Consider the following 24,452-nt stretch of genomic DNA (forward strand, 5'->3'; position numbering starts at 1 on the left):
CCGCGGTCCGACGCGCGCATCGAGAGTGTTGAATTCAGTACACCCGAGCCTTCGGCTCGATGTACTGGATCTCGTTCGACATCGTGTACGTGTGCACCGGCCGGTAATCGATGTTGACCTGGTGGCGGCCCTCGTCGAGCCAGGAGAGGGTGTGCTTCATCCACTCCTTGTCGTCGCGGTCCGGGAAGTCCTCGCGGGCATGGGCGCCGCGGGATTCCTTGCGGTTGGCCGCCGATTCCATGGTCACCACCGCTTGGCCGATCAGGTTGTCGAACTCCAGGGTCTCGAGCAGGTCGGTGTTCCAGACCAGCGACCGGTCGGTGATCTTCACGTCGGAGGCGGCATTCCAGACCTTGTGGATCAGGCCCTTGCCCTCTTCCAGGACCTCGCCGGTGCGGAACACCGCGCAGTTGTTCTGCATGGTCTTCTGCATCTCGGCGCGCAGCTCCGCGGTCGGCGTCGAGCCGTTGGCGTGGCGGAAGCGGTCGAGGCGCTCGAGCGCCTTGTCGGTGGCGCCCTTGGGCAGTTCCTGCGCCCGGCCGTTCGGCTCGACGATCTCGGCGCAGCGCTTGCCGGCGGCGCGGCCGAACACCACGAGGTCGATCAGCGAATTGGAGCCGAGGCGGTTGGCGCCGTGGACCGAGACGCAGGCCGCCTCGCCGATCGCCATGAGGCCCGGCACCACGGTGTCGGGGTTGCCGTCCCGCAGGGTCAGCACCTCGCCGTGATAGTTCGTGGGGATGCCGCCCATGTTGTAGTGCACGGTCGGGATGACCGGGATCGGCTCCTTGGTCACGTCGACGCCCGCGAAGATCTTGGCGGATTCCGAGATGCCCGGCAGGCGCTCGTGCAGGATCTTCGGGTCCAGGTGGTCGAGGTGCAGGTAGATGTGGTCCTTGTTCTTGCCGACGCCGCGGCCGTCGCGGATCTCCATGGTCATCGAGCGCGAGACCACGTCGCGCGAGGCGAGGTCCTTGGCCGAGGGGGCGTAGCGCTCCATGAAGCGCTCGCCCTCGGAGTTGGTCAGGTAGCCGCCCTCGCCGCGCGAGCCCTCGGTGATCAGGCAGCCGGCGCCGTAGATGCCGGTGGGGTGGAACTGCACGAACTCCATGTCCTGGAGCGGCAGGCCGGCCCGCAGCACCATGGCGTTGCCGTCGCCCGTGCAGGTATGCGCCGAGGTCGCCGAGAAGTAGGCGCGGCCGTAGCCGCCGGTGGCCAGGATGGTGGTCTGGGCGCGGAACCGGTGGATCTCGCCGGTGGCCTGGTCGAGGGCGATGACGCCCCGGCAGCGGCCGTCCTCATCCATGATCAGGTCGAGGGCGAAGTACTCGATGAAGAAGTCGGTCTGGTTCTTCACCGCCTGCCCGTAGAGGGTGTGCAGCATGGCGTGGCCGGTGCGGTCGGCTGCCGCGCATGTCCGCTGGGCGGTGCCCTTGCCGTAATCGGTGGTCATGCCTCCGAACGGGCGCTGGTAGATCTTTCCCTCTTCCGTGCGGGAGAAGGGCACGCCCCAATGCTCCAGCTCGTAGACGGCGGCCGGCGCGTTGCGGACGAGGTACTCGATCGCGTCCTGGTCGCCGAGCCAGTCCGACCCCTTCACGGTGTCGTACATGTGCCAGCGCCAATCGTCCGGCCCCATGTTGCCGAGCGAGGCCGAGATGCCGCCCTGCGCCGCCACGGTGTGCGACCGGGTCGGGAACACCTTGGTGATGCAGGCGGTGCGCAGGCCGGCCTCGGAGCAGCCGACGGTGGCGCGCAGGCCCGCGCCGCCGGCCCCGACGATCACCACGTCGAAGGCGTGATCGTGGATGGTGTAGGCAGGTCCGCTGCCGTTGGTGCCGTTGGCGGCCATGATCGGCTCCTCGAAATGCGTGATGGCGGGGTTCAGGCCGGCTGTCCGAAGCCGATGCGCAGGACCGCGTAGAGGCAAGCCACGGCCACCAGGACCGCGTAGATGTTGTTGGCGAACACGGCGGCGATCTTCGTGCCCTGGCCGTGAACGTAATCCTCGATCACCACCTGCATGCCGATCCGCATGTGGATCGTCACCGACAGGAGCGCCAGGATCAGGATGATCGAGACGAAGGGTTTCGCGATCAGCTGCGTCGCTTCGACATAGCCCCGGCCGGCCATGTTGGCGACGATCACCACGAAGGCCAGCATCAGGACGGCGTTCGCCGCCGCGGTCACCCGCTGCTGCCACCAGTGGCCGGCGCCGTGATGGGCGATGCCGATGCCGCGGACGCGCGCGCGCGGCGTGCGGATCGAGACGCGGGTGTCCTGGCGGATCTCTTCCTTAGCCATGCCGGCCTCCCCTCAGCGGACCAGAAGGGCGACCGCCCAGATGACGATGGTGAGCGCGATCGACCCGACCAGCGTCAGGCGCGCCATGTTCAGGCGCTTCTCCCGGTCGAAGCCGACGCCGGTATCCCAAACCAGGTGGCGCAGGCCGCCGAGCATGTGATGCATCAGCACCCACGTGTAGGCGAACAAGATCAGGCGGCCGAGCAGCGAGCCGAAGAACCAGGCGACGTAGGAATAGGCCGCCGGCCCCGAGGCAAGCGCCACGAGCCAGATCGCGACGAGGGCAGTTCCGCCGTAGAGCGCGGTGCCGGTAATACGGTGAAACACCGACATCGCCATCGTCCAGGTCCAGCGATAGATCTGGAGATGCGGTGAAAGCGGCTGTGCCACTGTCGGGCGGGCGGTGGGTGCCATTGGGTTGAAGCCTCGCAGCTGCGAACTGGACCGTCTCTAATCTGGTGGTAGCGCTAGTGCCTCCGGGCCCAAGCCGCAATGTGTCATGCTGCGGCGCAATGCGGGGGGCGTGTTGATAGGGCGGCGGATCTGTCACTTGAGTTGGCCCAGGAGGCGCCACCAGGCGTAATCGAGGGGTGTCGCGATCACGAGCGAGGCCAGCCCGAAAGCCAGGGTGAGTCGCGTCGCGTCCCGCAGGCGCACGCCACCGAGCTCGCTGGCGACCACGATCGGGGGCGCCTGATAGGGGAAGAAAAGCGTCGAATAGCCGATCACCTGCACGGACACGACGGCGAGCGCCGACAGCCCGCTGGCCTGGGACATCTCCCCCGCCAGCGCGGTGTAGAGGGCCGGCGCCCCGTTGGCCGTGACGAGCAGCGTCAGGACCGTGCTGATGCCGGCGAGCACCGCGAAGTTCTGGGTCGGCGCGTCCGGGGTGAGCGGCGCCACGGCCAGCAGCGCATGGCCGAGCCGTGCCCCGAGGCCGGTCTCGTTCACCAGGGCGACGAGGCCCAGCAGCGCCGCGATGTAGAAGCAGGTCCGCAGGTTCACCTGCTGGAACGACTCGGGCGGAAGCACCCCGATCCTGGGCAGCAGGCAGATCACCGCGGCCGCGAGCCCGACCCAGGCCGGGGCGAGGCCGTGCAGGCTGTCGGTCATCCAGAGCGCCAGAGTGCAGGCAAGGATCACCGCCAGGCGCCGTTCCGCACCCGAGACGGGCCGCGGCACCGGCAGGGCGTGTGCGTCGGGGCTGAGCCGGTCGGGGAACAGGCGCACGATCAGCGCCACCAGCAGGGCGCCCTTCACCACCGCCAGGACCGGCGCGTGAAGGACGAAGTAGGACAGGTAGGAGAGGTGCAGGCCGAGCACCTTCTCGGCGGAGCCGGCCATCACGAGATTTGGAACGTTGGCGGGCAGGATCGCCGCCGACAGGATCGGCGTCGCGACGCCGACCGCCAGGACCGCGCCGGTCCGTCCCGGCCGGCCTGGCACCAGCCCGAAGCTGTCGCAGAGCGCGAGCGTCACCGGGATCATCAGGGCGATCCGGCCGAGGTTGGACGGCATCACGAACGCGATCAGGAAGCTCAGGATCACAAGGCCGGCAATGAATTGCGCGTAGGAGCCGGACAGGCGTCCCGCCAGCGCGCCGGCCATGCGGGCGCCGAGGCCCGTGCGGGTCATGCCCTGGCCCACGACCATGCCGGACAGGACCAGCCAGAACGCCGAGGCCGAGAAGCCCGAGAACACGGTGGCGGCAGTTCCAAGCCGCAGCAGCATCGCCAGACCGAAGAAGGCGAGCGCAGTGACGATCTCCGGCAGGAGTGCCGTGGCCCAGAGGCCCATGCACAACACCAGCAGGGCGGCTGTCGCCGGAACGACCGCTCCTCCGCTCATCCGCCCCTCCCGCGCTGCGTGCAAGCGCCTGCATGGGCCGGTCTGGAACCGTTCGCAATTCGGCAGTCCGCGACGCAGCCTTCGCGAACCGCGAAGGCTGACGGGTCCAGAAACCGCCCTCGCGCCTAAAAAAGCCCGACCGTTTCCGGCCGGGCCTTCATGGCAGCGACGGAGCCTGCGGACGGCGTTCAGTAGCCGTAGCCGTAGGTGCCGCAATAGGCGGGATCGTAACCGTAGCCGAAGGCACCGGTGCAGCTGTCGCCGTAGCCGTCGCCGGCCAAGCCGTATCCGACACCGCCGAGACCGTAGCCGACCCCCAATCCGAGGCCGACACCGGCAAGGCCATAGCCCAGGCCGCGGCCGTAGCCACCACCATAACCCCGGCCATAATAGCCGCGGTTGGCGAACCCACGGCCGACGCCGCCGCGATGGCCGATCAGACCGCCGCGGCCGGCATTGGCGAAGCCGCCGCGCTGGAAGCCACCGACTCCGACACCGCGGCCGACCCCGATGCCGGGATGACCGATGCCCGCGCCGCGAAATCCGCCACCGCCAAGAGCTGAACCGCGGAAGCCGCCGCCACCCAAGCCGGCCCCGCGGAAACCGCCGCCACCCAACGCGCCGCCCCGGAAACCGCCACCGCCGAACCCGCCGCCGTGAAAGCCGCCACCCCGGAACCCGCCGCCGCCGAAGCCGCGGGCATCCGCGCCGGCCGGGACCAGGGTGAAGGCCGCCAGCAGAGCCGTCGATGCGAGAGCAAAGCGCTTCATGAGAAAGTCCAATCCTTGCGAGGAGTATGACTTTCCAACGTCCGATCGATCGCAGGTATCCCGGCGCGACGACTGAATACGCCGTGTCAGTCAGTCGCTGTCATGCGAAAATTGTACGAAAATATTGAAAGCTTGACTGTATCGAGGGTCCGGCGGGTTACCGGAACGGCGGCTCGTCGAAGCTGCGCAGCTTGCGCGAATGCAGCCCGTGCCGGTCGGCCCGCAGCGCGTCGAGGGCCGCCAGCCCGACGCGCAGGTGCTCCGACACCGCCCGGTCGTAGAACGCGTTCGCCGCGCCGGGCAGCTTGATCTCGCCGTGGAGCGGCTTGTCGGAGACGCAGAGCAGCGCCCCGTACGGCACGCGCAGGCGGAAGCCCTGCGCCGCCACCGTGCCGCTCTCCATGTCCACCGCGATCGCCCGCGACTGGTTGATCCGCCGGCGCTCCTGGCTGAACCGCAGCTCCCAGTTGCGGTCGTCATAGGTCACCACCGTGCCGGTGCGCAGCCGGCGCTTCAGAGCCTCCGCCTGCTCGCCGGTCACCGAGGCGGCGGCGCTCTGGAGCGCGACCTGCACCTCGGCGAGCGCCGGCACCGGCACGTCCGGCGGCACCAGTTCGTCGAGGATCCGGTCCCGCCGGAGATAGGCGTGGGCCAGCACGTAATCGCCGATGGTCTGCGACTGGCGCAGGCCGCCGCAATGGCCGACCATCAGCCAGCAATCCGGGCGCAGGACGGCGAGGTGATCGGTGATCGTCTTCGCGTTCGAGGGGCCGACGCCGATATTGACCAGCGTCGTGCCCTGCATGGTGCCATCGGCGCCGCGCGCCACGAGGTGATAGGCCGGCATCTGGTGGCGGTGCCAGGGCGAAGCGGCGATCACCGCGGCGGGATCGGCCGTCGCGGCCTCCGCCCGGCTCACCGACAGGCCGCCGGGCAGCACCAGCCGCTCGAAACCCTCCGCGCCGGAAGCCAGGCGCTCCAGCCCGTGCCGGACGAACTGATCGACGTAGCGGTGGTAGTTGGTGAGCAGGATCCAGGGCTGGACCTCGCGCCAGTCGCACCCCGTGTAGTGGACCAGGCGGCGCAGGGAGTAATCCACCCGCACCGCGTCGAACAACGCCAGAGGCAGCGGCTCGCCGTCCACCAGATCGAACGTCCCGTCGGCGATCTCGTCGCCCACCAGCGACAGCAGCGGAACGGGGAAGTAGGTCGCGAGTTCGGCGCCGTCGACAGTGCTCCCGCGCGCGTCGAGCCCTGCCTCCAGCACGTAGGGATAGGGGATCTCCTGTGCGCTCAGGCCCACCTCGATCTGGATGCCGTAATCGTCGATCAGCGGCTGCAGCTGCCGGGTGAGGTAGTGGCGGAAGAAGGCCGGGTGCGTGACCGTGGTGGCGTAGGTGCCGGCGGCCTGGAGCTTGGCGGTGGCGCGGCGCACCCGCGGCAGCGGGCCGGCGGGGCGATAGCTGATCCGCAATTCGGGATAGCGGAACGCGAGACGCTCGGTGGCGTCCGGCGGAGGACCGCCCGCAAGGTACCGCTCCAGCGCCTGCCGCAAGGCGTCGGCGGCGCCGTCATAGAGCTCGACCAGGCGATCGACTGCGCTCTCCGCATCCGCCACGGCCTGCATCGGCCGCAATTCCCGCTCGATCATGAACCCTCCCGTCGCAAGCTCGGATCTACACCGCGGAGCGTGCGCGCGCGACCCGGGCTTGCGGCCGGACGGCGCTTGACCGAGAACCGGCGCGGGATGAGAGGGCGCGGAGGTTCCTTGAGCGGCGCGGACGAATTCGGGATCCGTCCCGGCGAGGAGATGGCGGACCTGCCCGCCGCATTCGACGCCGGCCTCCACTTCATCGGCCGCCTCAGGACGCCGTGGCGTACGCGCCGGGACTGCCCGAAGAACGGGCTGCAGACCGACGCCGTCTGCACCGTCGAGGTCGATCCAGCCTACGCGCCCGGCCTGCTCACGATCACCGGCTGCACGCACCTCATCCTGCTCTACTGGATGGACCAGGCCACCCGGGGGCTCGTGGTTCAGCAGCCGCGCCACGCCGACGGGCCGCGCGGCACCTTCGCGCTGCGCTCCCCCGCCCGGCCCAACCCGATCGCGCTCTCGGTCGTCGCGCTGATCACCCGCGCGGGCGACACCCTGCAGGTCCGCGGGCTCGACTGCCTGGACGGAACGCCGCTCCTCGACATCAAGCCCTATTACGCCACGACCGATTCGCGGCCTGAGGCGCGGGTCGACCGCGCCGGCGCCGAGCCGTGAGGCGGGGCCTTCTCGCGATCCTCGCGGCCCTAGTCCTGCTGACGCTGGGAGGACTCGCCGGCTGGTACCTGCACAAGCCCGCCGTGGATGCCCGAGCCTACGCGGTGATGCGCGGCATCGCCGTCCAGGTCAGCCTGGACGAGGCGCCGCAGGACTACGTGTTCTGGGCCGGCGATTCCCAGGTGGAGCTGCAGCCCGGAAGCCAGCGGCCCTGCGGCCTGGACCTTGTCAACGGCGGCTTCAGCGGTGCGACCGCCGCCGCCCTTCTCGATCACCTCGCCGGGCTGCGATTCAACCATGCGCCCAAGGTCGCGGCCCTGACGATCGGCACCAACGACATCCTCGCGAAGAACGCCCCACGGTCCGTCGAGGCGGCTTCGCGGTTCGAGGCGCATGTGGTTGCCCTCGTCAAACGGCTTCAGGCGGCCAGCCCCCGCGTGGTGGTGACCGCCCTGCCCCCGATCGGCCGCGAGAGCGGCCGGTTCCTCGATGCGGCGGCCGTACCGGATTATTCGCACCGGCTGCGCGCGCTCTGCACCCGCCTCGGCTGCACCTTTGCGGACCCGTTCGCGCCGCTGCGCGACGGCGAGACCGGCTACGCCAAGCCTGGAGCGCTCCGGGACGGTCTGCACCTGGCGGCGTTCCGGCAGGCGATGGCGGCGCTGGAGCCGGTGCTCTGCGCGCGATGAGCATTCGCGGAAGGCGGGTGATCGCTTGTGCGAGCCTCGGAACTCGGTCCCGCGGCTCCTGCGTGTGAATCTCGGCCTTCCGCCCCGTCATCAGGTGTGAAGCGACGTGACCCCGGTCAGCATCACAGGGGATGACACGGCGCCGGGCAGGGACGATTCGCTGCGCTCACCGTGTCGGCGGGCTTCGTAGCGATGACCTTGGACAATCTCTGGCTCTTGAACGCATACCGCGCCGACAGCGCCAAGATCGTTCGACCTCCGATGAGTAACCCCGCGTGTTCGACGTCTATCTGACCGGGTTCTCCGTCAGCGCCGGCCTGATCCTGGCCATCGGTGCCCAGAACGCCTTCGTGCTGCGGCAAGGCCTGCGCGGCGAGCATGTCGCGCTGGTCTGCGCCACGTGCGCGGCGTCCGACGCGCTCCTGATCCTGGTCGGCGTGACCAGCTTCAAGAGCCTCGTGGTCTTCGCCCCGTGGCTGCGGCCGGCGATGCTGTATGCCGGCGCGGCCTTCCTGATCTGGTACGGCGCGCGCAGCCTCCGGTCGGCCTTCGCAGCCACCGAGGCGCTGCGGCCCGCCCCGGGATCCGCCGCCGGCCTCGGGCGGACGCTCGCGACCTGCCTCGCGCTGACCTGGCTCAACCCGCACGTCTATCTCGACACGCTGCTGCTGATCGGATCGATCTCGACGCGCTTCCCCGGTCAGGAACCCGCCTTCGCGGCGGGCGCGATGAGCGCCTCGGTCGCGTTCTTCTTCGCGCTGGGCTACGGCGCCGCGATCCTCCGGCCCCTGTTCGCCAAGCCGGCCGCGTGGCGCGTGCTGGAAGGCGGGATCGCGATCACCATGTGGGTGATCGCGGCCGAGCTGCTGCTGAGCGGGGGTTCATAGCGGTCGTTCGATCGCTGCGAAGCGCGCCCGTCACTCCCACTCGATCGTGCCGGGCGGCTTCGAGGTGATGTCGTAGGTCACCCGGTTGATGCCCTTCACCTCGTTGATGATCCGGGTTGCGACCCGGCCCAGGAAGGCCATGTCGAATGGGTAGAAGTCGGCGGTCATGCCGTCCACCGAGGTCACGGCGCGCAGGGCGCAGACGTGGTCATAGGTGCGGCCGTCGCCCATCACGCCCACCGTCTTCACCGGGAGGATCACCGCGAAGGCCTGCCAGATCGTGTCGTAGAGGCCGGCCTGGCGGATCTCGTCGAGATAGATCGCATCGGCCTTGCGCAGGGCCTCGAGCTTCTCCGTCGTGATCGTGCCGGGGCAGCGGATGGCCAGGCCGGGACCCGGGAACGGATGGCGGCCGACGAAGGCGTCGGGCAGGCCGAGTTCCTTGCCGAGCACCCGGACCTCGTCCTTGAACAGCTCGCGCAGCGGCTCCACGAGCTTCATGTTCATGCGCTCGGGCAGGCCGCCGACATTGTGGTGGCTCTTGATCGTCACCGACGGACCGCCGGTGAACGACACGCTCTCGATCACGTCCGGGTAGAGCGTGCCCTGCGCCAGGAACGCCGCGCCGCCGATCTTCTTCGATTCCGCTTCGAACACGTCGATGAACAGGCGGCCGATCGTCTTCCGTTTGACCTCCGGGTCGCTGACGCCCTCCAGCGCCGAGAGGAACATGCCGCTCGCCTCAACGTGGACCAGCGGGATGTTGTAATGGTCCCGGAACAGCGCCACGACCTGCTCGGCCTCGCCCAGGCGGAGCAGTCCGTGATCGACGAACACGCAGGTCAGCTGATCGCCGATCGCCTCGTGAATCAGCACCGCGGCGACGGCCGAATCGACCCCGCCGGACAGGCCGCAGATCACCTTCTCCGCGCCGACCTGTTCGCGGATCTTGGCGATCGCCTCCTCGCGGTAGGCGCCCATGGTCCAGTCGCCGGAACAGCCGGCGATGTCGCGCACGAAGTTGCGGATCAGCAGGGCGCCGTGCGGGGTGTGGGCCACCTCGGGGTGGAACTGCACCGCGTAGTAGTTGCGCGCCGCGTCGGCCACGGCCGCGAAGGGGGCGTTCTTCGAGATCGCCACGGTGGTGAAGCCGTCCGGGAGCTTGGTGACCCGATCGCCGTGGCTCATCCAAACCGGATATTTCTCGCCCGTATGCCAGACGCCGTTGAACAGCGGGCAATCGGCCAGGATCTCGACCTCGGCCCGGCCGAACTCGGCGTGGTGCCCGCCCTCGACCGCGCCGCCGAGCTGGGCCGCCATGGTCTGCTGGCCGTAGCAGATGCCGAAGACCGGGACGCCCGATTCGAACACGAGCTGCGGCGCCCGGGGGCTCGCCTCGACGGTCACCGATTCGGGGCCGCCGGAGAGGATCACGCCCTTCGGCTTCTGCTCGCGGAAAGCGGCCTCGGCCTTCGTGAAGGGGACGATCTCGCAATAGACCCCCTCCTCCCGCACCCGCCGGGCGATGAGCTGGGTCACCTGAGAGCCGAAATCGACGATCAGGATCTTGTCGTGGTCGGTGTTCATCGCGGGCGATTATCCGAAGGCCGGGGCACACGCAACGCAGGGGCCCGGCTCCGCCTGGGGATCACGATGCGAGCCGCGCGCCGGGCGCAGAGCTCGCGGCCGGCTCGACGCCGGGCCGTGCGCCCGACGGGACGGCCTACGCGCCGGTCGCGGTCAGTCGAAGTTGCGGACCTTGGCCGAGCCGCCCAGGCTGATCGCGGGTTTGGCCGGTGCGCCCGCGAGGCTGACCTTCTTCTGGCCCGGCAGGGTCTTGGCGCGCAGTTCCGGGGCGGCGACGGGGGCCGGCTTGGCCGGCTTCAGGTGCGCCTGGCCGTGGATCACCGAGCCGATCTCGCCGGCGACCCGAATCAGGTCGTCGCGGTCGCAGGAGCGGGCCACCTTCAGGCCGAGCTTGTGCATGTGGCTCTTGCCGTAGAGGTAGGCGGCGAGCTGGGCGCGCTTCAGAGGCGTGATCTGCTCCAGGATCATCGGAAGGTCGAACTCGTCGGCCCGGTAGACATCGCCCAGAACCTCGAGGCTCACGGGGCAATCGACTTCGGGCTCGGCGCCGCTGGTCGGATGCGCTTGTGTCATGGTTGCCTCTCGGGAAGCGATGGATCGGAAGCTGGCTCGGATGCCCCGGAGCCGGTGTCGGTTTCAAGCCCTGCCGGCGCAGTAAGGTCCGCAATCCTGGCCTGCGCGGGACCGGGGGTCGCAACTGGGGGTACCGGCTGCTCCGGTTTCCAGGCGCCGAGGCAGCCGGTGCAGACGGATTCGATCACCGCGCGGGCATGGGCCTGACGACGCGCCCACAGGGCCTCGCGGGCGGTCCGGTCGCCGTCCTGCGTCGGCCGGATGCGGATGAACAGCGGCTCCTCCGCGCGGGCCGGCACCGAGGCGAGCGCCACCAGGACGAGCAGAGCCGCGGCGCGGACCTTCGAGCCCGGACCGAGCTGTGCCGGACACGTCATGCCGTCTTGTCCCCCTCCGGCGGAGCTGAGCACGAGATCTCGCGCCGCATGGTAAACCGTCGCTTAACGCGGCGGCCCCTTCGGCACCAGCGGCGGCGGATTACGGCGCGGCGCGTGGCAAGGCAGCGGGGTCTGGTGCAGGCTCGTCCAGTGCAGCCTGACGGCGATCCTGGGCCCGGCCGAGCCATAGGCTGTTGAGCAGCCAGGCCACCGAGAGCGGTACCGCCGCCCCGGCGATCCCGGTGCTGCCGAGGCCGAGCCCCTGGATTCCGGTGAACGACCACGCCCCGACCTGATCGCCCAGGCGATAGACCACCGTGTCGATGAAGCTCTTGGCCTTGTAGCGATCTTCCCTCGGAACCACGGTGAACAGGACTTCCCGGATCGGGCGGGCAATCGCAAAATTTCCGGCCCGGCGCAGGACCTGGAACGCCACAATCACCCCGATGGTGGGCGAGACGGCGAGCGCGGCGAAGCCCAGCACGCTGAAGGCCGGCAGCAGCGCCAGGGTGATCCCAACGCCGAGCCGCTTGACGATCCGCCCGGTCAGGAACAGCTGCACGCCGAGGGTCAGCACGTTCACCGCGAGATCGACGCTGGCGAAGAACGCGGTCTGTGCGCCCCGGTCCGGGAAGCTCCGCTTGGCGATGCCGGCCTGCTCGAAATACAGGAAGGTCGAGGTCACCGAGAACAGCAGCAGGAACAGCGAGATGTTGAGCAGGTAGGGCGACGCCAGGGTGCGGGTCACGCCCGCCAGCACGCTGCCGCCGATGGTGCGGTCCTGCCCGTCGCTGACGGTCTCGCTGCCCGGAACGGCGTGGAGCCGCGCCGACAGGGACGCCAGCCCGCGCATGCAGAACACCGCGACTTCGAGCAGCACCACCGCGCAGAGCATCAGGCCCCAGGTCGGCACGTTCTTGGCGAGGATCGCGGTGGTGGCCGAGCCCGTGATGGCCCCCACGGTCGCGCCGGCCGCGATGAAGCCGAACAGGCGCTTGCTCTGGTCGTTCGAGAAGACGTCGACGATGGTGGCCCAGAAGATCGAGACCACGAACAGGTTGAAGATCGACAGCCAGACGAAGAACACCCGGCCGATCCAGATGCCCCAATCGGGCGGGGCCAGGTACAGGGCCAGCGCGAAGGCCAGGATGTTGGCGGCGAAGAACCGGTAGGTGATCGGCACGAACCGCGCCCGCGGCATGCGCTTCACCAGGTAGGCGAAGGGCAGGTTCAGGGCGAGCATGCCGACCAGCGTCGCCGTGAAGAGCCACGGCAGGTTCTCGATGCCCCCGGCCACGCCCATCTGGTCGCGGATCGGTCGCAGCACGTAGTAGGCGGCCAGGATCGAGAAGATGTAGGCCCAGGACCAGGCGAGCGCCTGGCCCTCGCCGGGCCGGATGTCGATCAGGCGCGCGAGCGGGCCGCGGGGCGCGGATGTTTCAGGCACGCGCCCGTCACTTCCCCAGCCCGAGCTTCTCGCGCAACTCCGGGGCGGTGGCCTCGTGACCGAAGCCGGGCGACCCCATGGCGAACTTGTCGGCGTCCTTGAGCGGGCCGACGACGACCGGATCGAAGCCGGCATCGCGCACAAGGACCTCGGCCACCTTCAGCGCCGCGGGATCGTCGCCGGCGATCGGGATCGCCATCCGGCCGCCCTGGCGGTCCTGGCCGCCGTTCGCACCCGCCTTCGCGAACACCTTGTAGTTGGCCGCGTTGAAGGCCCGGACCACCTTGGCGCCCGGCAGGTACTTGGCCGAGGTCGCCCCGATGCCGTTCGCCTGAACCTCGTCGTAGAGCGCGCCGTCGCGCTTCTGCGTGGCGTTGCCGGCGTCGAGCACGACCTTGCCGGAGAGTGACGCCGCCAAATCCTTCGCGAGGTCGGGATAGGCCTTGTAGGGCACGGCGACGAACACCGCCTCGCCGAACTTGATCGCCTCTTCCGGCGTCCCGGCCTTGGCCTTGGGTCCGAGCTCCGCGATCATCGGCGCCAGGGTCTCTGGATGGCGCGAGGCGAACATCACCTCGTGGCCGTCTTTCACCCAGAGGCCGCCGATGGTGCCGCCGATGTTGCCGGCCCCGATCACCCCGATCCGTATTTTCTTGGCACTCTCTTGCGCCAGGGCCGGAACCGCGGTGGCCGTCATGAGGACGGCGGCGAGGGCGAGCGCAGCGCGCCGCGTGGTGCGATCAGACCGCATCGATGAAGGTCTCCATCTGCTTACGCTGAGCCGCGTCGGGGAGCGGGCCCCGGGCGGCGGCAAGGTTGTCCTCGACATAGGCCACCTTGGCCATGCCGGGGATCGGGCATGTCACGGCGGGGTGGCCGAGCACGTATTTCAGGAAGACCTGGGGCCAGCTGGTGCAGCCGAGATCCTTGGCCACCGCGGGCAGCTCCTTGCCCTGCACCGCCTTGAACAGGCGATCCCGGCCGAACGGCACGTTGGTCATCACGGCCACGCCCTTGTCGGCGGCGAGCGGGAGAATGCGCTCGGCCGCGGCCCGGTTGTCGATGGCGTAGTTCACCTGGATGAAGTCGAGCGTCTCGCGCTTCATCACCGCCTCGAGGGCGTCGAGTTGGCCGTCCCGCCAGACTGTGACGCCGACATAGCGAATCCGCTTGGTACCCTTCAGGTCGCGCAAGACCGCGAGATTCGCGTCCACGTCGATCAGGTTGTGGACCGCCACCAGATCGAGGCTTTCGACCTTCATCCGCTTCAGCGACCGCTCGAACTCCGCGCGCGTCGCGTCGTGACCCTGCGTGTCGACCTTGCTGGCCAGGAACAGCTTCTCGCGCAGGCCGGGCTCGGCCAGGATCAGGCCCAGCACGTCCTCGGCGGTGCCGTAGCTCGGCGCCGTGTCGATCACCGTGCCGCCGAGCGACACGAAAGCCTGCACCGCCGCCTTCAGGGGCGCGACCGCCTCGGCATTCGGTTCGACCTCGTAGCGCCGGGAGGTGCCGATCCCCATCGCCGGCAGCATCTCGCCAGTCGATGGGATCGGCCTTCGGATCAGTGGCTCCGTGGCCCAGGACAGGCGGCCGGCGAGCGGCGCCAGAGTGGCAGCCGCGATGACGGCGCGACGGGATAGGGGCATGGCCAGCCTCCGGTGGTGTCGGAACCCGACCGGGACATAGGGCACGCTGCGCGGATGTGTATTCGTTATTCTCACGCTTGCGCGAGCGGCGGGCCGGTTTCACATACGTCCGGACATGGGTCCGCTCGGTCCGGCACCGTCGCGCGCGGGCACCATTGCGATCTGCCCGGCCGTCTCGGGCCTCAGCCCCGCCCTGTGGCATCCCGGGGGATCTCCGGATCGCGCCCCTTCGATGCGCGGCAAGTCGCTAACGCCAGGCGACCCTGCAAATCGCTGCTCCGTCCAAGACTCCTGCGAAACGCGATCCGACGGACGCTAGAGCTGGTCCCGGTTACGTTGCGATCGGGAGCAGATCTAGCGTCCTAGCTTTCGCGCGTTCGCTTACGCCGAACGGGCCTCCATTTCGACGGCGCGCGTTCTAGCCGGTAAAGTCGAGAGCGGGCAGGCCCGGCGCTCCAAGCGAGGAAAGCCGTTGCCACGATGTCGGCGTTCCGCAGCCGCAGGTCTTGCTGCGTGGCCCCGGTTTTCAAGGCGCGGTGCTAATCCTCCTCGGGCGGGTCCTCGAATTCGGCGCCCTCCGTGTCCGGCGCGATCCGGAACCGGTACTCGTCGATCGCCAGGAAGGCGCGGTGGACGACCTGCGGGTCGAGCCCGTCGCGCACCACGATCGTCTGGAAATCGATGAACAGGCGGGCGATCCGGGCCTCGTCCGACAGGGCCGCCAGCGCGGAGGAACTCGCGCCCGCGTGCATGATGTAGCGCTTCGCGGCACCGTCCGTGTCGGGGGCCGGCAGCACCACGATCTGCCCGGCCGTCTCCGGCCGCAGCTCCGCCCAGCGGGCGGGTGTCCACGCAATGATGGCCTCGATCTGCTTCATCGGCACCTCCGGCTGCTCGGGAGGATCCGCCTAAGCATCATTTGCCGGAGGGGCCACCCGGCAGGCGCTAAAAAGTAGTCGTCCCGCATGGCGAAGCGATCCAGCGATTCTCCACAGCCGAGGCTGTCGCGCTGCCGGAGATCGCGTCGCCCGCGTTCGCCATGATCATGGAGCTATGCCGGGCCTGAAGCCTGCCCGACCGCGCGCCCGTCTTTGAGGGCGGGCGGTCTTCGATCGCCCGGCACATGAGAAGGGGACCGCGGCTCAGATCCGCGGCCCAGATCATCGACCGCCGGAGCCGCCGACGGTGTACGATTACACCGTCGCACAGGGTCTGCGCTGCCGCGCGAAGACGCGTCTCCTGGCGTTTGGGACGTTCAGTGCGCGCGCTCGACCTGCCCCCGGATCTCCCCCTTCGGATTCGCCGCGGTGTGGAGGTTGAAGTAGAGCTTGCCGGCTTCGAGGTCGGCGGCCTTGGAATCGTCGAGGGTGGCCTCGCCGGAGAACGGGCTGCTGGTGGCGGTCACGGGCACCAGGACGCCGGCATTCGCGCCTGCGGCGGCCGGGCCATGGAAATGCGCGGCGGTGACCGGGCCGGTCAAGCCACTGTAGGTCCCGTTCCAGCTCAGGTGCTTGGTGGCTGGATCGTAGGTCGCCGTGATGCTGCCGGTGCCCTTCGAATCGGTCGCCGGCACCTCGCTGCCGCCGTTCAGCGTCGCCGCGTACGGGGTGCCGGCGCCGGCCGCTTGGACCGCGGAGGTCGCCAGCGGCACGGACCATGCGAGGAGGGCGATCAGACCGGTTCTGGACAGGCGTGTCATCGGACGCTCCGCTTCGGCGTGGCCCTCAAGCGGGGCCACGTGTCGCAAGATAAGGGGGCGGCGGCGCCCGGACCATCGGGCTATCGTGAAACCTGGGACAGATGTCCGGCCACGTGGGCCGATGGGGGCGCGATGGCGGTCACGGACGCGGGCGCCCCGGCGGGCGGGCATGGGCGGGAGATCACGGCCCGCGGGATCGTGCTCGGCGCGCTGATCACGGTCGTCTTCATGGCCGCCAACATCTATCTCGGCCTGAAGACCGGGATGACGTTCTCGTCCTCGATCCCGGCGGCGCTGATCTCGATGGGCGCCCTGCGCCTCGTCGGCGGCGCCGGCATCCTCGAGAACAACATCGTCCAGACCCAGGCCTCGGCGGCCGGCACCCTGTGCAACGTGATCCTGGTTCTTCCGGGCCTCGTCCTGATCGGGCACTGGCACGGCTTCCCGTTCTGGGAGACCAGCCTGGTCTGCCTGATCGGCGGGTGGCTCGGCGTCGCCTTCTCGATTCCCCTGCGCCGGGCGCTGGTCACCGGAAGCGACCTCCCCTACCCCGAGGGTGTCGCCGCCGCCGAAGTGCTGCGCGCCGGCCATGCCGATTCCGAAGGTTCCGCTTCCGATGAGCGCGGCCTCACGACCCTGCTGACCGCGGCCGCCGGCTCCGGCCTCGTCGCCTTCGCCACCAGCGGCCTGCGCATCCTGGCCGAGGGCGTGCTCACCGCCTTCAGCCTGGGCGGCGCGGTGTTCAGCATCGGCAGCGGCTTTTCCCTGGCCCTGGTCGGTGTCGGCTACCTCGTCGGGATCGGCGCCTGCCTGGCCCTGCTCACCGGCGTGGTCATTGCCTGGGGCATCATGGTCCCGGTTTTGACCGCCCTGACGCCCCAGCCCGGGCTGGAGCCCGGCGCGGCCGCGCAGGCGATCTGGTCCGGGCAGGTCCGGCTCGTCGGCGCCGGCATCATCGCGGTCGGCGGGTTCTGGACCGTGGCCACGCTGGTCCGGCCGATCGCCCGCAGCATCCGGGTGGCGCTTGCCGCCGGCAACCCGGCGCATTCTGCAGCCCGGCAGGACCGCGACCTGCCGCTGCCGCTGGTGGGCGTCGCCGCGCTGGCCCTATGCGTGCCGCTCGGCGCGCTGTTCGCCGGCTTCGCGGCCGATCTCGGCATCGCCGGCCCGATGCTCGCCGCCGTGGTGGCGGCCGGGCTGCTGTTCTGCCTCGTGTTCGGTGCCGCCATGGCGGCGGTCTGCGGCTACCTCGCCGGCTTGCTCGGCTCCTCGACAAGCCCGATCTCCGGGATCGGGATCCTCACCGCCATGGTCGGCGCCGCCCTGCTGCCGTTGGTGCTCGGCCCCGCCGGAACACCGGAGGCCCGGCGCGTCACCGTCGCGCTGGTGCTGCTGGCGGCCTCGGTGATCGTCACCGCGGCGTCGATCGCCAACGACAACCTGCAGGATCTCAAGACCGGCCAGATTGTCGACGCCACGCCGTGGCGTCAGCAGCTGGTACTGATCGTCGGCGTCGCCGTCGGCTCCCTGGTGATCGTGCCGCTGCTGTCGCTGCTCTACGGCGCCTACGGATTCGTCGGCTCGATGCCGCGCCCCGGCATGGACCCGGCGCTGGCGCTCACCGTGCCGCAGGCCGCCCTGGTGACCCAGATCGCCGACGGCATCGTGGCCCGCACCCTGCCCTGGCCGATGTTGCTGATCGGCTGCGGCCTCGGCGCCGTGATGGTCGCCCTCGAAGTCGCGCTCAAGCGCCGGGCGTTCAGCTTCCCGGCGCTCACCGTGGGCATCGGCATGTACCTGCCGCTGTCGGTGGAGATGACCATCGGGCTCGGCGGCCTGCTCGGCTTCCTGTGCGCCCGCGCCCTGCGCCGCCGCGGCGCCGGGCCCGAGGACCTCGAAGCCTCCCGCCGCCGCGGCGTGCTCATCGCCTCCGGATTCCTGGTCGGCGAGAGCTTCGTCGGGATCGGCCTGACGGCCGTCGACGCGGCCTCCGGCCATTCCTCCACCCTAAGTCTCGTCGGCCCGGATTTCGCGCAGGCGGCGACGTATCTGGGCGCCGCGGTGTTCGCCGTCGGACTCTTCGCAACGGCCCGATTCATCCGCGGCCCGGTCCCGGTCTCCTCGCAGCGAAGACCTGTCGGCGCCCCCAATTTCCGCGCATAACACCGTTGACAGCCCGCGCTCGCCCTCCCTATACCCCGGCCGCTGGCCGCGCCGTCCCGTTCGGGACACGCGGCTCGTGGCGGGGTAGCTCAGCTGGTTAGAGCAGAGGAATCATAATCCTCGTGTCGGGGGTTCGAGTCCCTCTCCCGCTACCAAAGAATTCAACGACTTAGACGCGAAGCCCTGGCCTGGACGCCGGGGCTTTTTCGTTCCGGGGCGGATTTGGGGCGGGACCTCGCGATCCGCCCCCGTTCCGTCCCGCCCCCGTCCGCCCCCGTCGCGACGCCTGTGGATGATCCCACCCGGTATCACCGGCAGCCGGTGATCCCACCCGGGATCAGGATGCCAGCCGCACGGGACGCGCCCGCCGCCGGTCCCGCCCCAGCGCCCTCGCTAGGTCCGCCGGCCGCTCGGCCTTCACCAGCCCGGGCCGCCGCGTCGACCTCACCTCCAGCATGTCCTCCGCCAGGGCCCGCAGGATCGCGTCGCGTTCCTCGCCGGCCACTGCATCCAGGATGTCCGCGTAATCAGGCATTGCCAACCCTCCGTCGCAGGAACAGATAGAGAACAAACGCGGCGGAGCAAGGACTGGGGCGGTGATCCTTCGGCTGGGCGACTTCCCCTACCGGCGGGTCCGGGTGGCCTGCCTGTGGTGCCCGCGCCGGCGGGGGGACTACTGCACCGAGAGGATGATCGCGCGCCTCGGGCCGAACGCCTCGCTCGACGCGGTGCTGCTGGCCGTGACGGTCACGTGCCGGTGGCCGAAGGCGTGGGGGAAGCGCGGCCCGAACCAGTACGTGCCCTGGTGCCGGGCCTACCTCGTGGACCTCGGCACGGACCGGCCGCCCGACCGACAAAGCTAACGGCGGACCGACGGATCTAAAGCTGCGGGGGGCTCCAACGACAAATCTAACGCTCGGGCAACATGGCCGACGTTGATGGTCTAACCCGCTTCCGAAGCTGTCGAATCATCCTGTTGGGGACAGTTTCGTTGATGCCCCCAGGCCAGGCCCCGTTAACCCGGCCCGTGCTACGACACCGATTCCACCGCCAACCCTTTCCGTTTTGGAAACGGTTCGCCGCTCCGGAGAGACCCGTGAAACCGATACGCCGCCGTCCCCTCGCCGAGATCCCTAATCCCGGGGCGTGACCGCGTGCGCGGCAGCCCCCTTTGAGGCTGCCAAAATGACGACCTTTTTCACCGCCGACACCCATTTTTTCCACGCCGGCGTCCTGCGTATGAGCGACAGGCCGTTCGTCGATATCGCCGAGCACAACGAGCTCCTCGTGCAATCGTGGAACGCGGTCGTCGGCCCACGCGACGAGGTCTGGCACCTCGGCGACTTCGGCATGGGTGGCACGCCGGAGCAGTACGCGGCGCTCTTCAAGCGCCTCCGGGGCCGCAAGTACCTCGTTCGCGGGAATCACGACCGCACGAAGACGACCAGCCTCGGATGGCACGAGCAGCACGAGCTCGTCTCGCGCCGGATCGAGGGCCAGCGCGTCATCCTCTGCCACTACCCGATGAGGGCCTGGGTCGGCGCGTGGAGGGGGAGCATCCAGCTTTTCGGGCATACCCATGGCCTGCTCCCGGACACCTCGCAGTCCTGCGACGTCGGGGTCGACCGGTGGAGCTATAGGCCGGTCACCCTCGGGGAGATCCGGGAGCGCCTGGCGGCGACCACGGACCAGCCCGAGGAGAAGGTCCGTGGCGCCGCGCTGGAGGCCGAGGACGACGGCGAGGGCTAGAAGTTCACCTCGACTGTACGGTCGCAGACCTCGACATCCGAATGCTCCATGAAGATGTCGTGGTAGTGCTGAACGGCGGCGAGTTCCGGATGCTCGGAGTAGTCGCCGTTCAAGCTGATGCGCTGGGCCATGCCGGCCGGAGTGAGCCACTGCGTCAGGCGGTCGAAGGCGGCCTTGTCCTTGTCGACAAGGCACTTGCGGACGAACACGTCGTCCTCACTGTCTCCGTACGCCAGGCGCCACGCCGTATGCGTCCACTCGTCCGCGATGTAGGCCATGAACCAATCCTGAGGGATCGAGTCCGACCGTCCCTGGCCCTTCACGTAGAACATGCGCAGGTCGTCCCGGCCTTCCTCCTTCACGAGGTTCACGAGGACGTAGGCCCGGTACAGCGTCAGCAGCATGTAGTCGGCCTGCTTGACGCGGTCGCCGGGCCACTTGGCGTGCATGATCCTGGCGGCGTCGCACGCCCGATCCAGGATGACGCTCTTGGCTTCGTCTTCGGTCGTCGGCTCGTCGAATCCACAGATGATTGTCATGGGATGTGCTCCTCCCGCAGAGGCCGGCGGCCTCGATGCGCGAAGGAATCCCCAAGTCCCGGGCGGAGTCTATCGACACCTGGGAGCTTGGTTAAGACGGTTTGGGTAGGTTAACCCGATGCCAGACCTTCGCAGGGTCGCGGATCGCCTGCAACCCCTGGGGCGAATAGTGGTTAACAGGTGGTTACCAAGCGCAGATCCGGTGATTCCCGTTTTGGGAATGGGGCGCTCAGTCCGGCCCGTGCGCGGCGTGCCAGGACAGCAGCAGCAGGGCGCGCTCCCACACCCGGCGGTGGGCGCCGTCGTCGTCGGGGATGGCGCCCACCGCCTCGGCCTGGGCCCGCCCGTCGCGGGCGAGGAGCCCGTCCACGAGCCTGTCGACCGCGTCCGTCTCGGCTCTCCACGTCAACAGGTCGATCCTACCCACGCCCGATCACCTTCGGCTTGGGCCGGTCGAGGACGCCCGTCACGGCGTCGACGAGCTTCAGTGCCGCGTTGATGCCGGCCTCGCCCGACGCTTGCACGATGACCATGCGGAACGCCGTCCTTCCGGTATCGGCGTCCCGGGCGCCTTCCGTCACCGAGACGCTGAGCCGTGGTTCACGCTTCGCCATGATCGGCCTCCTTCGGCTGGGGCTTGGCGACCGCGCCCTCGACGTCGATCCCGCACGCCGCCGCCAGGAAGCACAGCGTCAGGAAGGCCAGGACGAACGCGGAGCCCCACACCGCGGTGACGAACACCGCCCGCAGCAGGGCGTCCCCGCGCCCGTCGAGGATGAAGCCGCAGGTCACGATTCCCGCGGCGGAGACGGCGACCCTGCCCGGGCCGCCGGCGATGAGGGTGAGGAAGGACCGCATCAGGATGCCCCCCTCACCAGATTGGCGTCCGCCTTGGCGAAGCGACCCATGTCCTTCAGGAGGAACTGCATCAGCTCCTTCCGGACCTCGGGTGTGCCCTGCAGGTAGAAGGTGTCCTCGCCGAGTGAGATGGAGATCTCGGGCTCTCGCTCCGCCTTCACCGCCGCCTCACCCTTCTCGATCAGGTCGAGGATGCGCTCCACGGACGAGGCGTCCCCGGAGATGGTCGTGAACGGATCGTCCTCGCCGAAGCTGTGGTGTTCCGTCCGGCGGAGGCTCTCGTCCGGAAGGCGGGACACGATGCCTGTCAGCGTGCGGACCTCCTCGACGATCTGGTCGATCTCGAACGAGTAGCTGGGCCCGTGCAGGATGGTGACGATGTTTCGGAGGCCGTTTTCCCACCGCGCCTGGTAGCGTTTGAGATCGGCGTCGGCGGCCTCCTTGGGCTGCTCAGGCGTACGGCATTCGCGCACCAGGGCCTCGTAGGGCCCCACGATCAGCGTTGACGGCGCCGGCTCGTCGGGTGCCAGGAAGCGACGTTGGGTCATGCTGAAGGCGACCCAACGCTCGCGGTCTACCTTGCTGCCATACCCGTTCAACGCATGAAGCTTCGCCGCTTTGGTCACGGTAGCGACGTCGGCTCCGTCCTCAACGAGGATGGTGCTCGACGTGAACTCCGGCCAGCCGATCCGGACGGCGAACACCTGCTGAAGAGGCCCCACGTCATCGACCAGGTCGAGGGGCACGTACCGGATCTCGAACCCGGCCTTGGCGAGGGACTGGGTGATCTCGTGGGCTAGCTCCTCGGCTCGGTGGGGGGCGCAGCCTTGCACTGCCGCCTTGATGTCTCGGACAATCACCATCTCGGCGTCCAGGACGGCGTGATCCCGGTCGGTGAGACCGTGCGGCCGCTCCGATGCGACGAGGATCTCCATGCCACGTGGGACGGGAGCTTCTGCCGCGGCCTTGATGGCTCGCTCACCCTCCTCATCGAGGACGATGTCGAGCCCCTGCACGGGGGCCTCACGCCATGCCAGGAGATCCTTCTCCGAGACGGCGGTCCAGTTGCCGGTGCGGACAGCCTCCCGAACGGCCTCGGCGTTGCCGGTCGGCTTCGGCACGATGATGAGGTCGGCCTTGGCCAGAGCGGCCAGGATGCGGTCGGTCCGCTCTATCGCAGACGATAAGCCACCATGGTCGGCGCGCACCGCCGCGTGGATGACGGCCCTCGTGCCGGTGACGTGGAACTTGGTCTGGATGTCCATGGTCTCGCGCCGCATGGGGACGCTCCTTCATGTGTGGGGTTGCTGGGGGAATCGAGGAGCGCCCCTGCCGCCGGGCGCGCGACGGGGCAGCCTCAGGCGGCTGCGGGCTGCCGGTAGTAGGAGGCGACTTGCTCGGCGATCTTCGGACCGTCGAGGACCTCCCGGACGGCGAGGCAAGCGACCGTGAGGGCCGTGGGGTCCTCGATCCCGATCTGCTCGGCGAGGACCTTCACGTCAGCCTCGTCGGTGGGGAAATCGAAGATGCAGTCGAGCTTCTTGAGGGCCTCGACCGCCTCGGTCTGGCTGGCATCGACGACGAACAGCCCCTCGCGCGCCAAGCGCTTCATGATGCGCTCGGCGACCTCGTGGGCGGCGACGTTGCCAGATGCGACGATCTCGCCGGCGATGATCCTGCGTGTGTTCTCAATGCTCATGGTGGTCTCCCAAGGAGTTGCGCTGATCTCGGTGGCCACTGTCGCCTGGCTCGTCGGCGGGGCGGATCAGGCGGCGATGGTGAGCCCGAGGGCCGGGACCGCCTTGGCGTGCCAGCCGGTGTCGTCGGCGTAGACCTCGGCCGCCCGCCACCGCGGGGGCTCCGTCCGGAGGATCAGGAGGTCGCCCTCGACCGGGACGGTGCCTTGGGCGAACACGGTGACCCTGCGGCCCGGCTCGACCTCGACGAGGCAATCGACGGTGAAGGCGGACCCTACGCGATGGATCACGGCTGGCTCCTTCTGGGTGGGACGCGGGGGAGAGTGGACGGCTGCGGCGGCTCGCCGTGGCTCTCGGCGAGCCCGTTCGCGAGGCGCTCGATGCTGATGCGCGACGTCTCCATGAGGAGGCGGTCGACCGAGTCCGAGACATCCATCAGCGCGCACTTCAGGGCCGGGTCAGTGAGCTCGTCGATCCGGCGGTGGACAGCCGCGCGGACCGTGATGAGCCGGGCCTTCGTCGCCGCCTTGTCGAGGCGCTGCAGGCCGGTGACGAACTCGCTACGGACGGACGTCATGCTGCACTCCTCTGGCGCCGGACCTCGGCGGCGCGCCGGGCGGCGGTGACCCGGTCCACGCGGGGGATCGGCAGGCCGCGCTGGCGGAGCACGCGGCGCACGCTGTCCTGCGACAGCCCGGTCTCGACGGCCGCGGCCGGCACGCTAGCGAGGCGCTCGACGGCAGCGACAACGGCGTCAGCGAGGCCGGGGGTCTTGAGCGGCCTGCTCCCCCGCGCAGGGCGGGGGAGCCCGAGCGTCTGGCGACCCTCGGCCGCCAACTCCAGAAGGACGTTCACGGAGCACCAGTGCCAGCGCTCGCGAGCCGCAATCATCCCGTCCTCGCGGGACAACAGCAGCGCGACGGTCTCGGGTTTGGGGCGAATCCAAACGTCCGTGGCGAGGCTCTTGCCGCGGCTCACGACACCACCTCGTCGACCGGGACGTAGGTGATCTCGCGTCGCAGACCGAGGCGGCGGAGAAGCCTGTCCCCGGGGACCCGGTGCCCCCTCAGGACGTCGCTCACGTACTGAGGCGAGACCCCGTTCGCGGACGCCCATTTCGCCTGGGTACCGGCAGCCCGGCACTCGGCCAGGAGCATGCGGACGATTGCTTCGTCTCCGAGGACTACTGGTCGTTCGAGGCTATCGTCAGCCACCATCGGGCCCTCCTGTCGACGTGACAAGAGAGAATGTACCCGCGATCCGCTGATCCGCTAGATGTGTAACGGATGATCAGGGACTATTTTGGCATTTCGATTTATTCCACAATCCATAATAAATCATCGGCCCTTG

At 69.3% G+C, this 24,452-nt stretch carries 31 protein-coding genes and 1 tRNA gene; 7 read left to right on the forward strand and 25 right to left on the reverse strand.

Annotated elements, in window-relative coordinates; all coding sequences use genetic code 11:
• Nucleotides 1–34 precede the first annotated feature (34 nt).
• From sdhA to AC0IY0_RS10775, 6 genes are all read right to left on the reverse strand, one after another.
• Nucleotides 35–1,852, reverse strand: a complete 1,818-nt coding sequence (gene sdhA, locus AC0IY0_RS10750) for a succinate dehydrogenase flavoprotein subunit (protein ID WP_147910780.1) — start codon at nucleotides 1,850–1,852, stop codon at nucleotides 35–37.
• Nucleotides 1,853–1,884: 32 nt separating this feature from the next.
• The gene (sdhD, locus tag AC0IY0_RS10755) at nucleotides 1,885–2,304 is read right to left on the reverse strand and encodes a succinate dehydrogenase, hydrophobic membrane anchor protein (RefSeq protein WP_471763774.1); all 420 of its coding nucleotides are present in this window, start codon (nucleotides 2,302–2,304) and stop codon (nucleotides 1,885–1,887) included.
• A gap of 12 nt (nucleotides 2,305–2,316) precedes the next feature.
• Nucleotides 2,317–2,718 (reverse strand): succinate dehydrogenase, cytochrome b556 subunit, encoded by a 402-nt coding sequence (gene sdhC, locus AC0IY0_RS10760; protein ID WP_147910782.1) that lies wholly within the window; start codon nucleotides 2,716–2,718, stop codon nucleotides 2,317–2,319.
• Nucleotides 2,719–2,850: 132 nt separating this feature from the next.
• Complete coding sequence (locus AC0IY0_RS10765) at nucleotides 2,851–4,152, reverse strand: SLC13 family permease (RefSeq protein WP_471763776.1); 1,302 nt, start codon at nucleotides 4,150–4,152, stop codon at nucleotides 2,851–2,853.
• 188 nt (nucleotides 4,153–4,340) lie between these two features.
• Complete coding sequence (locus AC0IY0_RS10770) at nucleotides 4,341–4,922, reverse strand: hypothetical protein (protein WP_471763777.1); 582 nt, start codon at nucleotides 4,920–4,922, stop codon at nucleotides 4,341–4,343.
• Between the two features lie 157 nt (nucleotides 4,923–5,079).
• Nucleotides 5,080–6,573 carry an AMP nucleosidase gene (locus AC0IY0_RS10775; RefSeq protein ID WP_147937901.1) on the reverse strand — a complete coding sequence of 498 codons (1,494 nt, stop codon included), beginning with the start codon at nucleotides 6,571–6,573 and terminating at the stop codon, nucleotides 5,080–5,082.
• A gap of 159 nt (nucleotides 6,574–6,732) precedes the next feature.
• Here AC0IY0_RS10775 and tsaA point away from each other — a divergent pair, with 159 nt between their 5' ends.
• The 3 genes from tsaA (at nucleotide 6,733) to AC0IY0_RS10790 (ending at nucleotide 8,767) form a co-directional block, all read left to right on the forward strand.
• On the forward strand, nucleotides 6,733–7,191 hold the full coding sequence (gene tsaA, locus AC0IY0_RS10780) for a tRNA (N6-threonylcarbamoyladenosine(37)-N6)-methyltransferase TrmO (RefSeq protein WP_471763893.1): 459 nt from the start codon (nucleotides 6,733–6,735) through the stop codon (nucleotides 7,189–7,191).
• On the forward strand, nucleotides 7,188–7,880 hold the full coding sequence (locus tag AC0IY0_RS10785) for an SGNH/GDSL hydrolase family protein (RefSeq protein WP_471763778.1): 693 nt from the start codon (nucleotides 7,188–7,190) through the stop codon (nucleotides 7,878–7,880). The genes tsaA and AC0IY0_RS10785 overlap by 4 nt, the downstream gene beginning before the upstream one ends.
• Nucleotides 7,881–8,155: 275 nt before the next feature.
• Nucleotides 8,156–8,767, forward strand: a complete 612-nt coding sequence (locus AC0IY0_RS10790; protein WP_147937903.1) for a LysE/ArgO family amino acid transporter — start codon at nucleotides 8,156–8,158, stop codon at nucleotides 8,765–8,767.
• 30 nt (nucleotides 8,768–8,797) lie between these two features.
• Here AC0IY0_RS10790 and guaA read toward each other — a convergent pair whose 3' ends face one another.
• From guaA to AC0IY0_RS10830, 8 genes are all read right to left on the reverse strand, one after another.
• The gene (guaA, locus tag AC0IY0_RS10795) at nucleotides 8,798–10,354 is read right to left on the reverse strand and encodes a glutamine-hydrolyzing GMP synthase (protein WP_147907751.1); all 1,557 of its coding nucleotides are present in this window, start codon (nucleotides 10,352–10,354) and stop codon (nucleotides 8,798–8,800) included.
• 153 nt (nucleotides 10,355–10,507) lie between these two features.
• Complete coding sequence (locus AC0IY0_RS10800) at nucleotides 10,508–10,927, reverse strand: hypothetical protein (RefSeq protein WP_471763779.1); 420 nt, start codon at nucleotides 10,925–10,927, stop codon at nucleotides 10,508–10,510.
• A complete protein-coding gene (locus tag AC0IY0_RS10805; RefSeq protein ID WP_471763780.1) occupies nucleotides 10,924–11,304 on the reverse strand; it encodes a hypothetical protein in 381 nt (126 codons plus the stop codon). Before AC0IY0_RS10805 ends, AC0IY0_RS10800 begins: the two co-directional genes overlap by 4 nt.
• 100 nt (nucleotides 11,305–11,404) lie before the next feature.
• Entirely contained in the window at nucleotides 11,405–12,751 is a 1,347-nt protein-coding gene (locus AC0IY0_RS10810; RefSeq protein WP_419830431.1) for an NTP/NDP exchange transporter, read from the reverse strand.
• Nucleotides 12,752–12,758: 7 nt separating this feature from the next.
• Complete coding sequence (locus AC0IY0_RS10815; RefSeq protein WP_471763781.1) at nucleotides 12,759–13,502, reverse strand: NADPH-dependent F420 reductase; 744 nt, start codon at nucleotides 13,500–13,502, stop codon at nucleotides 12,759–12,761.
• Nucleotides 13,492–14,397: an aldo/keto reductase gene (locus tag AC0IY0_RS10820; RefSeq protein ID WP_471763782.1), complete on the reverse strand. Its 906-nt coding sequence runs from the start codon at nucleotides 14,395–14,397 to the stop codon at nucleotides 13,492–13,494. The genes AC0IY0_RS10815 and AC0IY0_RS10820 overlap by 11 nt, the downstream gene beginning before the upstream one ends.
• 539 nt (nucleotides 14,398–14,936) lie before the next feature.
• Complete coding sequence (locus AC0IY0_RS10825; protein WP_471763783.1) at nucleotides 14,937–15,275, reverse strand: hypothetical protein; 339 nt, start codon at nucleotides 15,273–15,275, stop codon at nucleotides 14,937–14,939.
• Nucleotides 15,276–15,652: 377 nt separating this feature from the next.
• The gene (locus tag AC0IY0_RS10830; RefSeq protein WP_147907744.1) at nucleotides 15,653–16,096 is read right to left on the reverse strand and encodes a CHRD domain-containing protein; all 444 of its coding nucleotides are present in this window, start codon (nucleotides 16,094–16,096) and stop codon (nucleotides 15,653–15,655) included.
• Nucleotides 16,097–16,228: 132 nt separating this feature from the next.
• Here AC0IY0_RS10830 and AC0IY0_RS10835 point away from each other — a divergent pair, with 132 nt between their 5' ends.
• Entirely contained in the window at nucleotides 16,229–18,259 is a 2,031-nt protein-coding gene (locus AC0IY0_RS10835; RefSeq protein WP_471763785.1) for an OPT family oligopeptide transporter, read from the forward strand.
• Between the two features lie 78 nt (nucleotides 18,260–18,337).
• Nucleotides 18,338–18,414 (forward strand) — tRNA-Met (locus tag AC0IY0_RS10840).
• A gap of 182 nt (nucleotides 18,415–18,596) precedes the next feature.
• Here the strand turns inward: AC0IY0_RS10840 and AC0IY0_RS10845 are convergent.
• A complete protein-coding gene (locus tag AC0IY0_RS10845; RefSeq protein ID WP_056097086.1) occupies nucleotides 18,597–18,794 on the reverse strand; it encodes a hypothetical protein in 198 nt (65 codons plus the stop codon).
• Between the two features lie 61 nt (nucleotides 18,795–18,855).
• On the opposite strand from AC0IY0_RS10845, the gene AC0IY0_RS10850 reads away from it, so the two are divergent.
• On the forward strand, nucleotides 18,856–19,122 hold the full coding sequence (locus AC0IY0_RS10850; RefSeq protein ID WP_056097081.1) for a hypothetical protein: 267 nt from the start codon (nucleotides 18,856–18,858) through the stop codon (nucleotides 19,120–19,122).
• Between the two features lie 322 nt (nucleotides 19,123–19,444).
• A complete protein-coding gene (locus AC0IY0_RS10855) occupies nucleotides 19,445–20,008 on the forward strand; it encodes a metallophosphoesterase family protein (protein ID WP_056097078.1) in 564 nt (187 codons plus the stop codon).
• On the opposite strand, the gene AC0IY0_RS10860 is transcribed toward AC0IY0_RS10855, so the two are convergent.
• From AC0IY0_RS10860 to AC0IY0_RS10905, 10 genes are all read right to left on the reverse strand, one after another.
• A complete protein-coding gene (locus tag AC0IY0_RS10860) occupies nucleotides 20,005–20,547 on the reverse strand; it encodes a hypothetical protein (protein WP_056097074.1) in 543 nt (180 codons plus the stop codon). The genes AC0IY0_RS10855 and AC0IY0_RS10860 overlap by 4 nt on opposite strands.
• 229 nt (nucleotides 20,548–20,776) lie before the next feature.
• A complete protein-coding gene (locus AC0IY0_RS10865; RefSeq protein WP_156384043.1) occupies nucleotides 20,777–20,956 on the reverse strand; it encodes a hypothetical protein in 180 nt (59 codons plus the stop codon).
• Between the two features lie 10 nt (nucleotides 20,957–20,966).
• Nucleotides 20,967–21,161, reverse strand: coding sequence for a hypothetical protein (locus tag AC0IY0_RS10870; protein ID WP_056500594.1), 195 nt, complete (start codon nucleotides 21,159–21,161; stop codon nucleotides 20,967–20,969).
• A complete protein-coding gene (locus AC0IY0_RS10875; protein WP_056246687.1) occupies nucleotides 21,148–21,405 on the reverse strand; it encodes a hypothetical protein in 258 nt (85 codons plus the stop codon). Before AC0IY0_RS10875 ends, AC0IY0_RS10870 begins: the two co-directional genes overlap by 14 nt.
• Nucleotides 21,405–22,685: a hypothetical protein gene (locus tag AC0IY0_RS10880; protein ID WP_056097065.1), complete on the reverse strand. Its 1,281-nt coding sequence runs from the start codon at nucleotides 22,683–22,685 to the stop codon at nucleotides 21,405–21,407. Before AC0IY0_RS10880 ends, AC0IY0_RS10875 begins: the two co-directional genes overlap by 1 nt.
• A gap of 77 nt (nucleotides 22,686–22,762) precedes the next feature.
• Nucleotides 22,763–23,104, reverse strand: a complete 342-nt coding sequence (locus tag AC0IY0_RS10885; protein WP_056097062.1) for a hypothetical protein — start codon at nucleotides 23,102–23,104, stop codon at nucleotides 22,763–22,765.
• Nucleotides 23,105–23,170: 66 nt separating this feature from the next.
• Nucleotides 23,171–23,392 carry a hypothetical protein gene (locus AC0IY0_RS10890; protein WP_056097059.1) on the reverse strand — a complete coding sequence of 74 codons (222 nt, stop codon included), beginning with the start codon at nucleotides 23,390–23,392 and terminating at the stop codon, nucleotides 23,171–23,173.
• The gene (locus AC0IY0_RS10895) at nucleotides 23,389–23,679 is read right to left on the reverse strand and encodes a hypothetical protein (RefSeq protein ID WP_056097056.1); all 291 of its coding nucleotides are present in this window, start codon (nucleotides 23,677–23,679) and stop codon (nucleotides 23,389–23,391) included. The genes AC0IY0_RS10890 and AC0IY0_RS10895 overlap by 4 nt, the downstream gene beginning before the upstream one ends.
• Entirely contained in the window at nucleotides 23,676–24,080 is a 405-nt protein-coding gene (locus AC0IY0_RS10900; RefSeq protein ID WP_056097054.1) for a hypothetical protein, read from the reverse strand. Before AC0IY0_RS10900 ends, AC0IY0_RS10895 begins: the two co-directional genes overlap by 4 nt.
• The gene (locus AC0IY0_RS10905) at nucleotides 24,077–24,319 is read right to left on the reverse strand and encodes a helix-turn-helix domain-containing protein (RefSeq protein ID WP_056246685.1); all 243 of its coding nucleotides are present in this window, start codon (nucleotides 24,317–24,319) and stop codon (nucleotides 24,077–24,079) included. Before AC0IY0_RS10905 ends, AC0IY0_RS10900 begins: the two co-directional genes overlap by 4 nt.
• Nucleotides 24,320–24,452: the final 133 nt, after the last annotated feature.

Source organism: Methylobacterium sp. AC315, assembly GCF_979253755.1.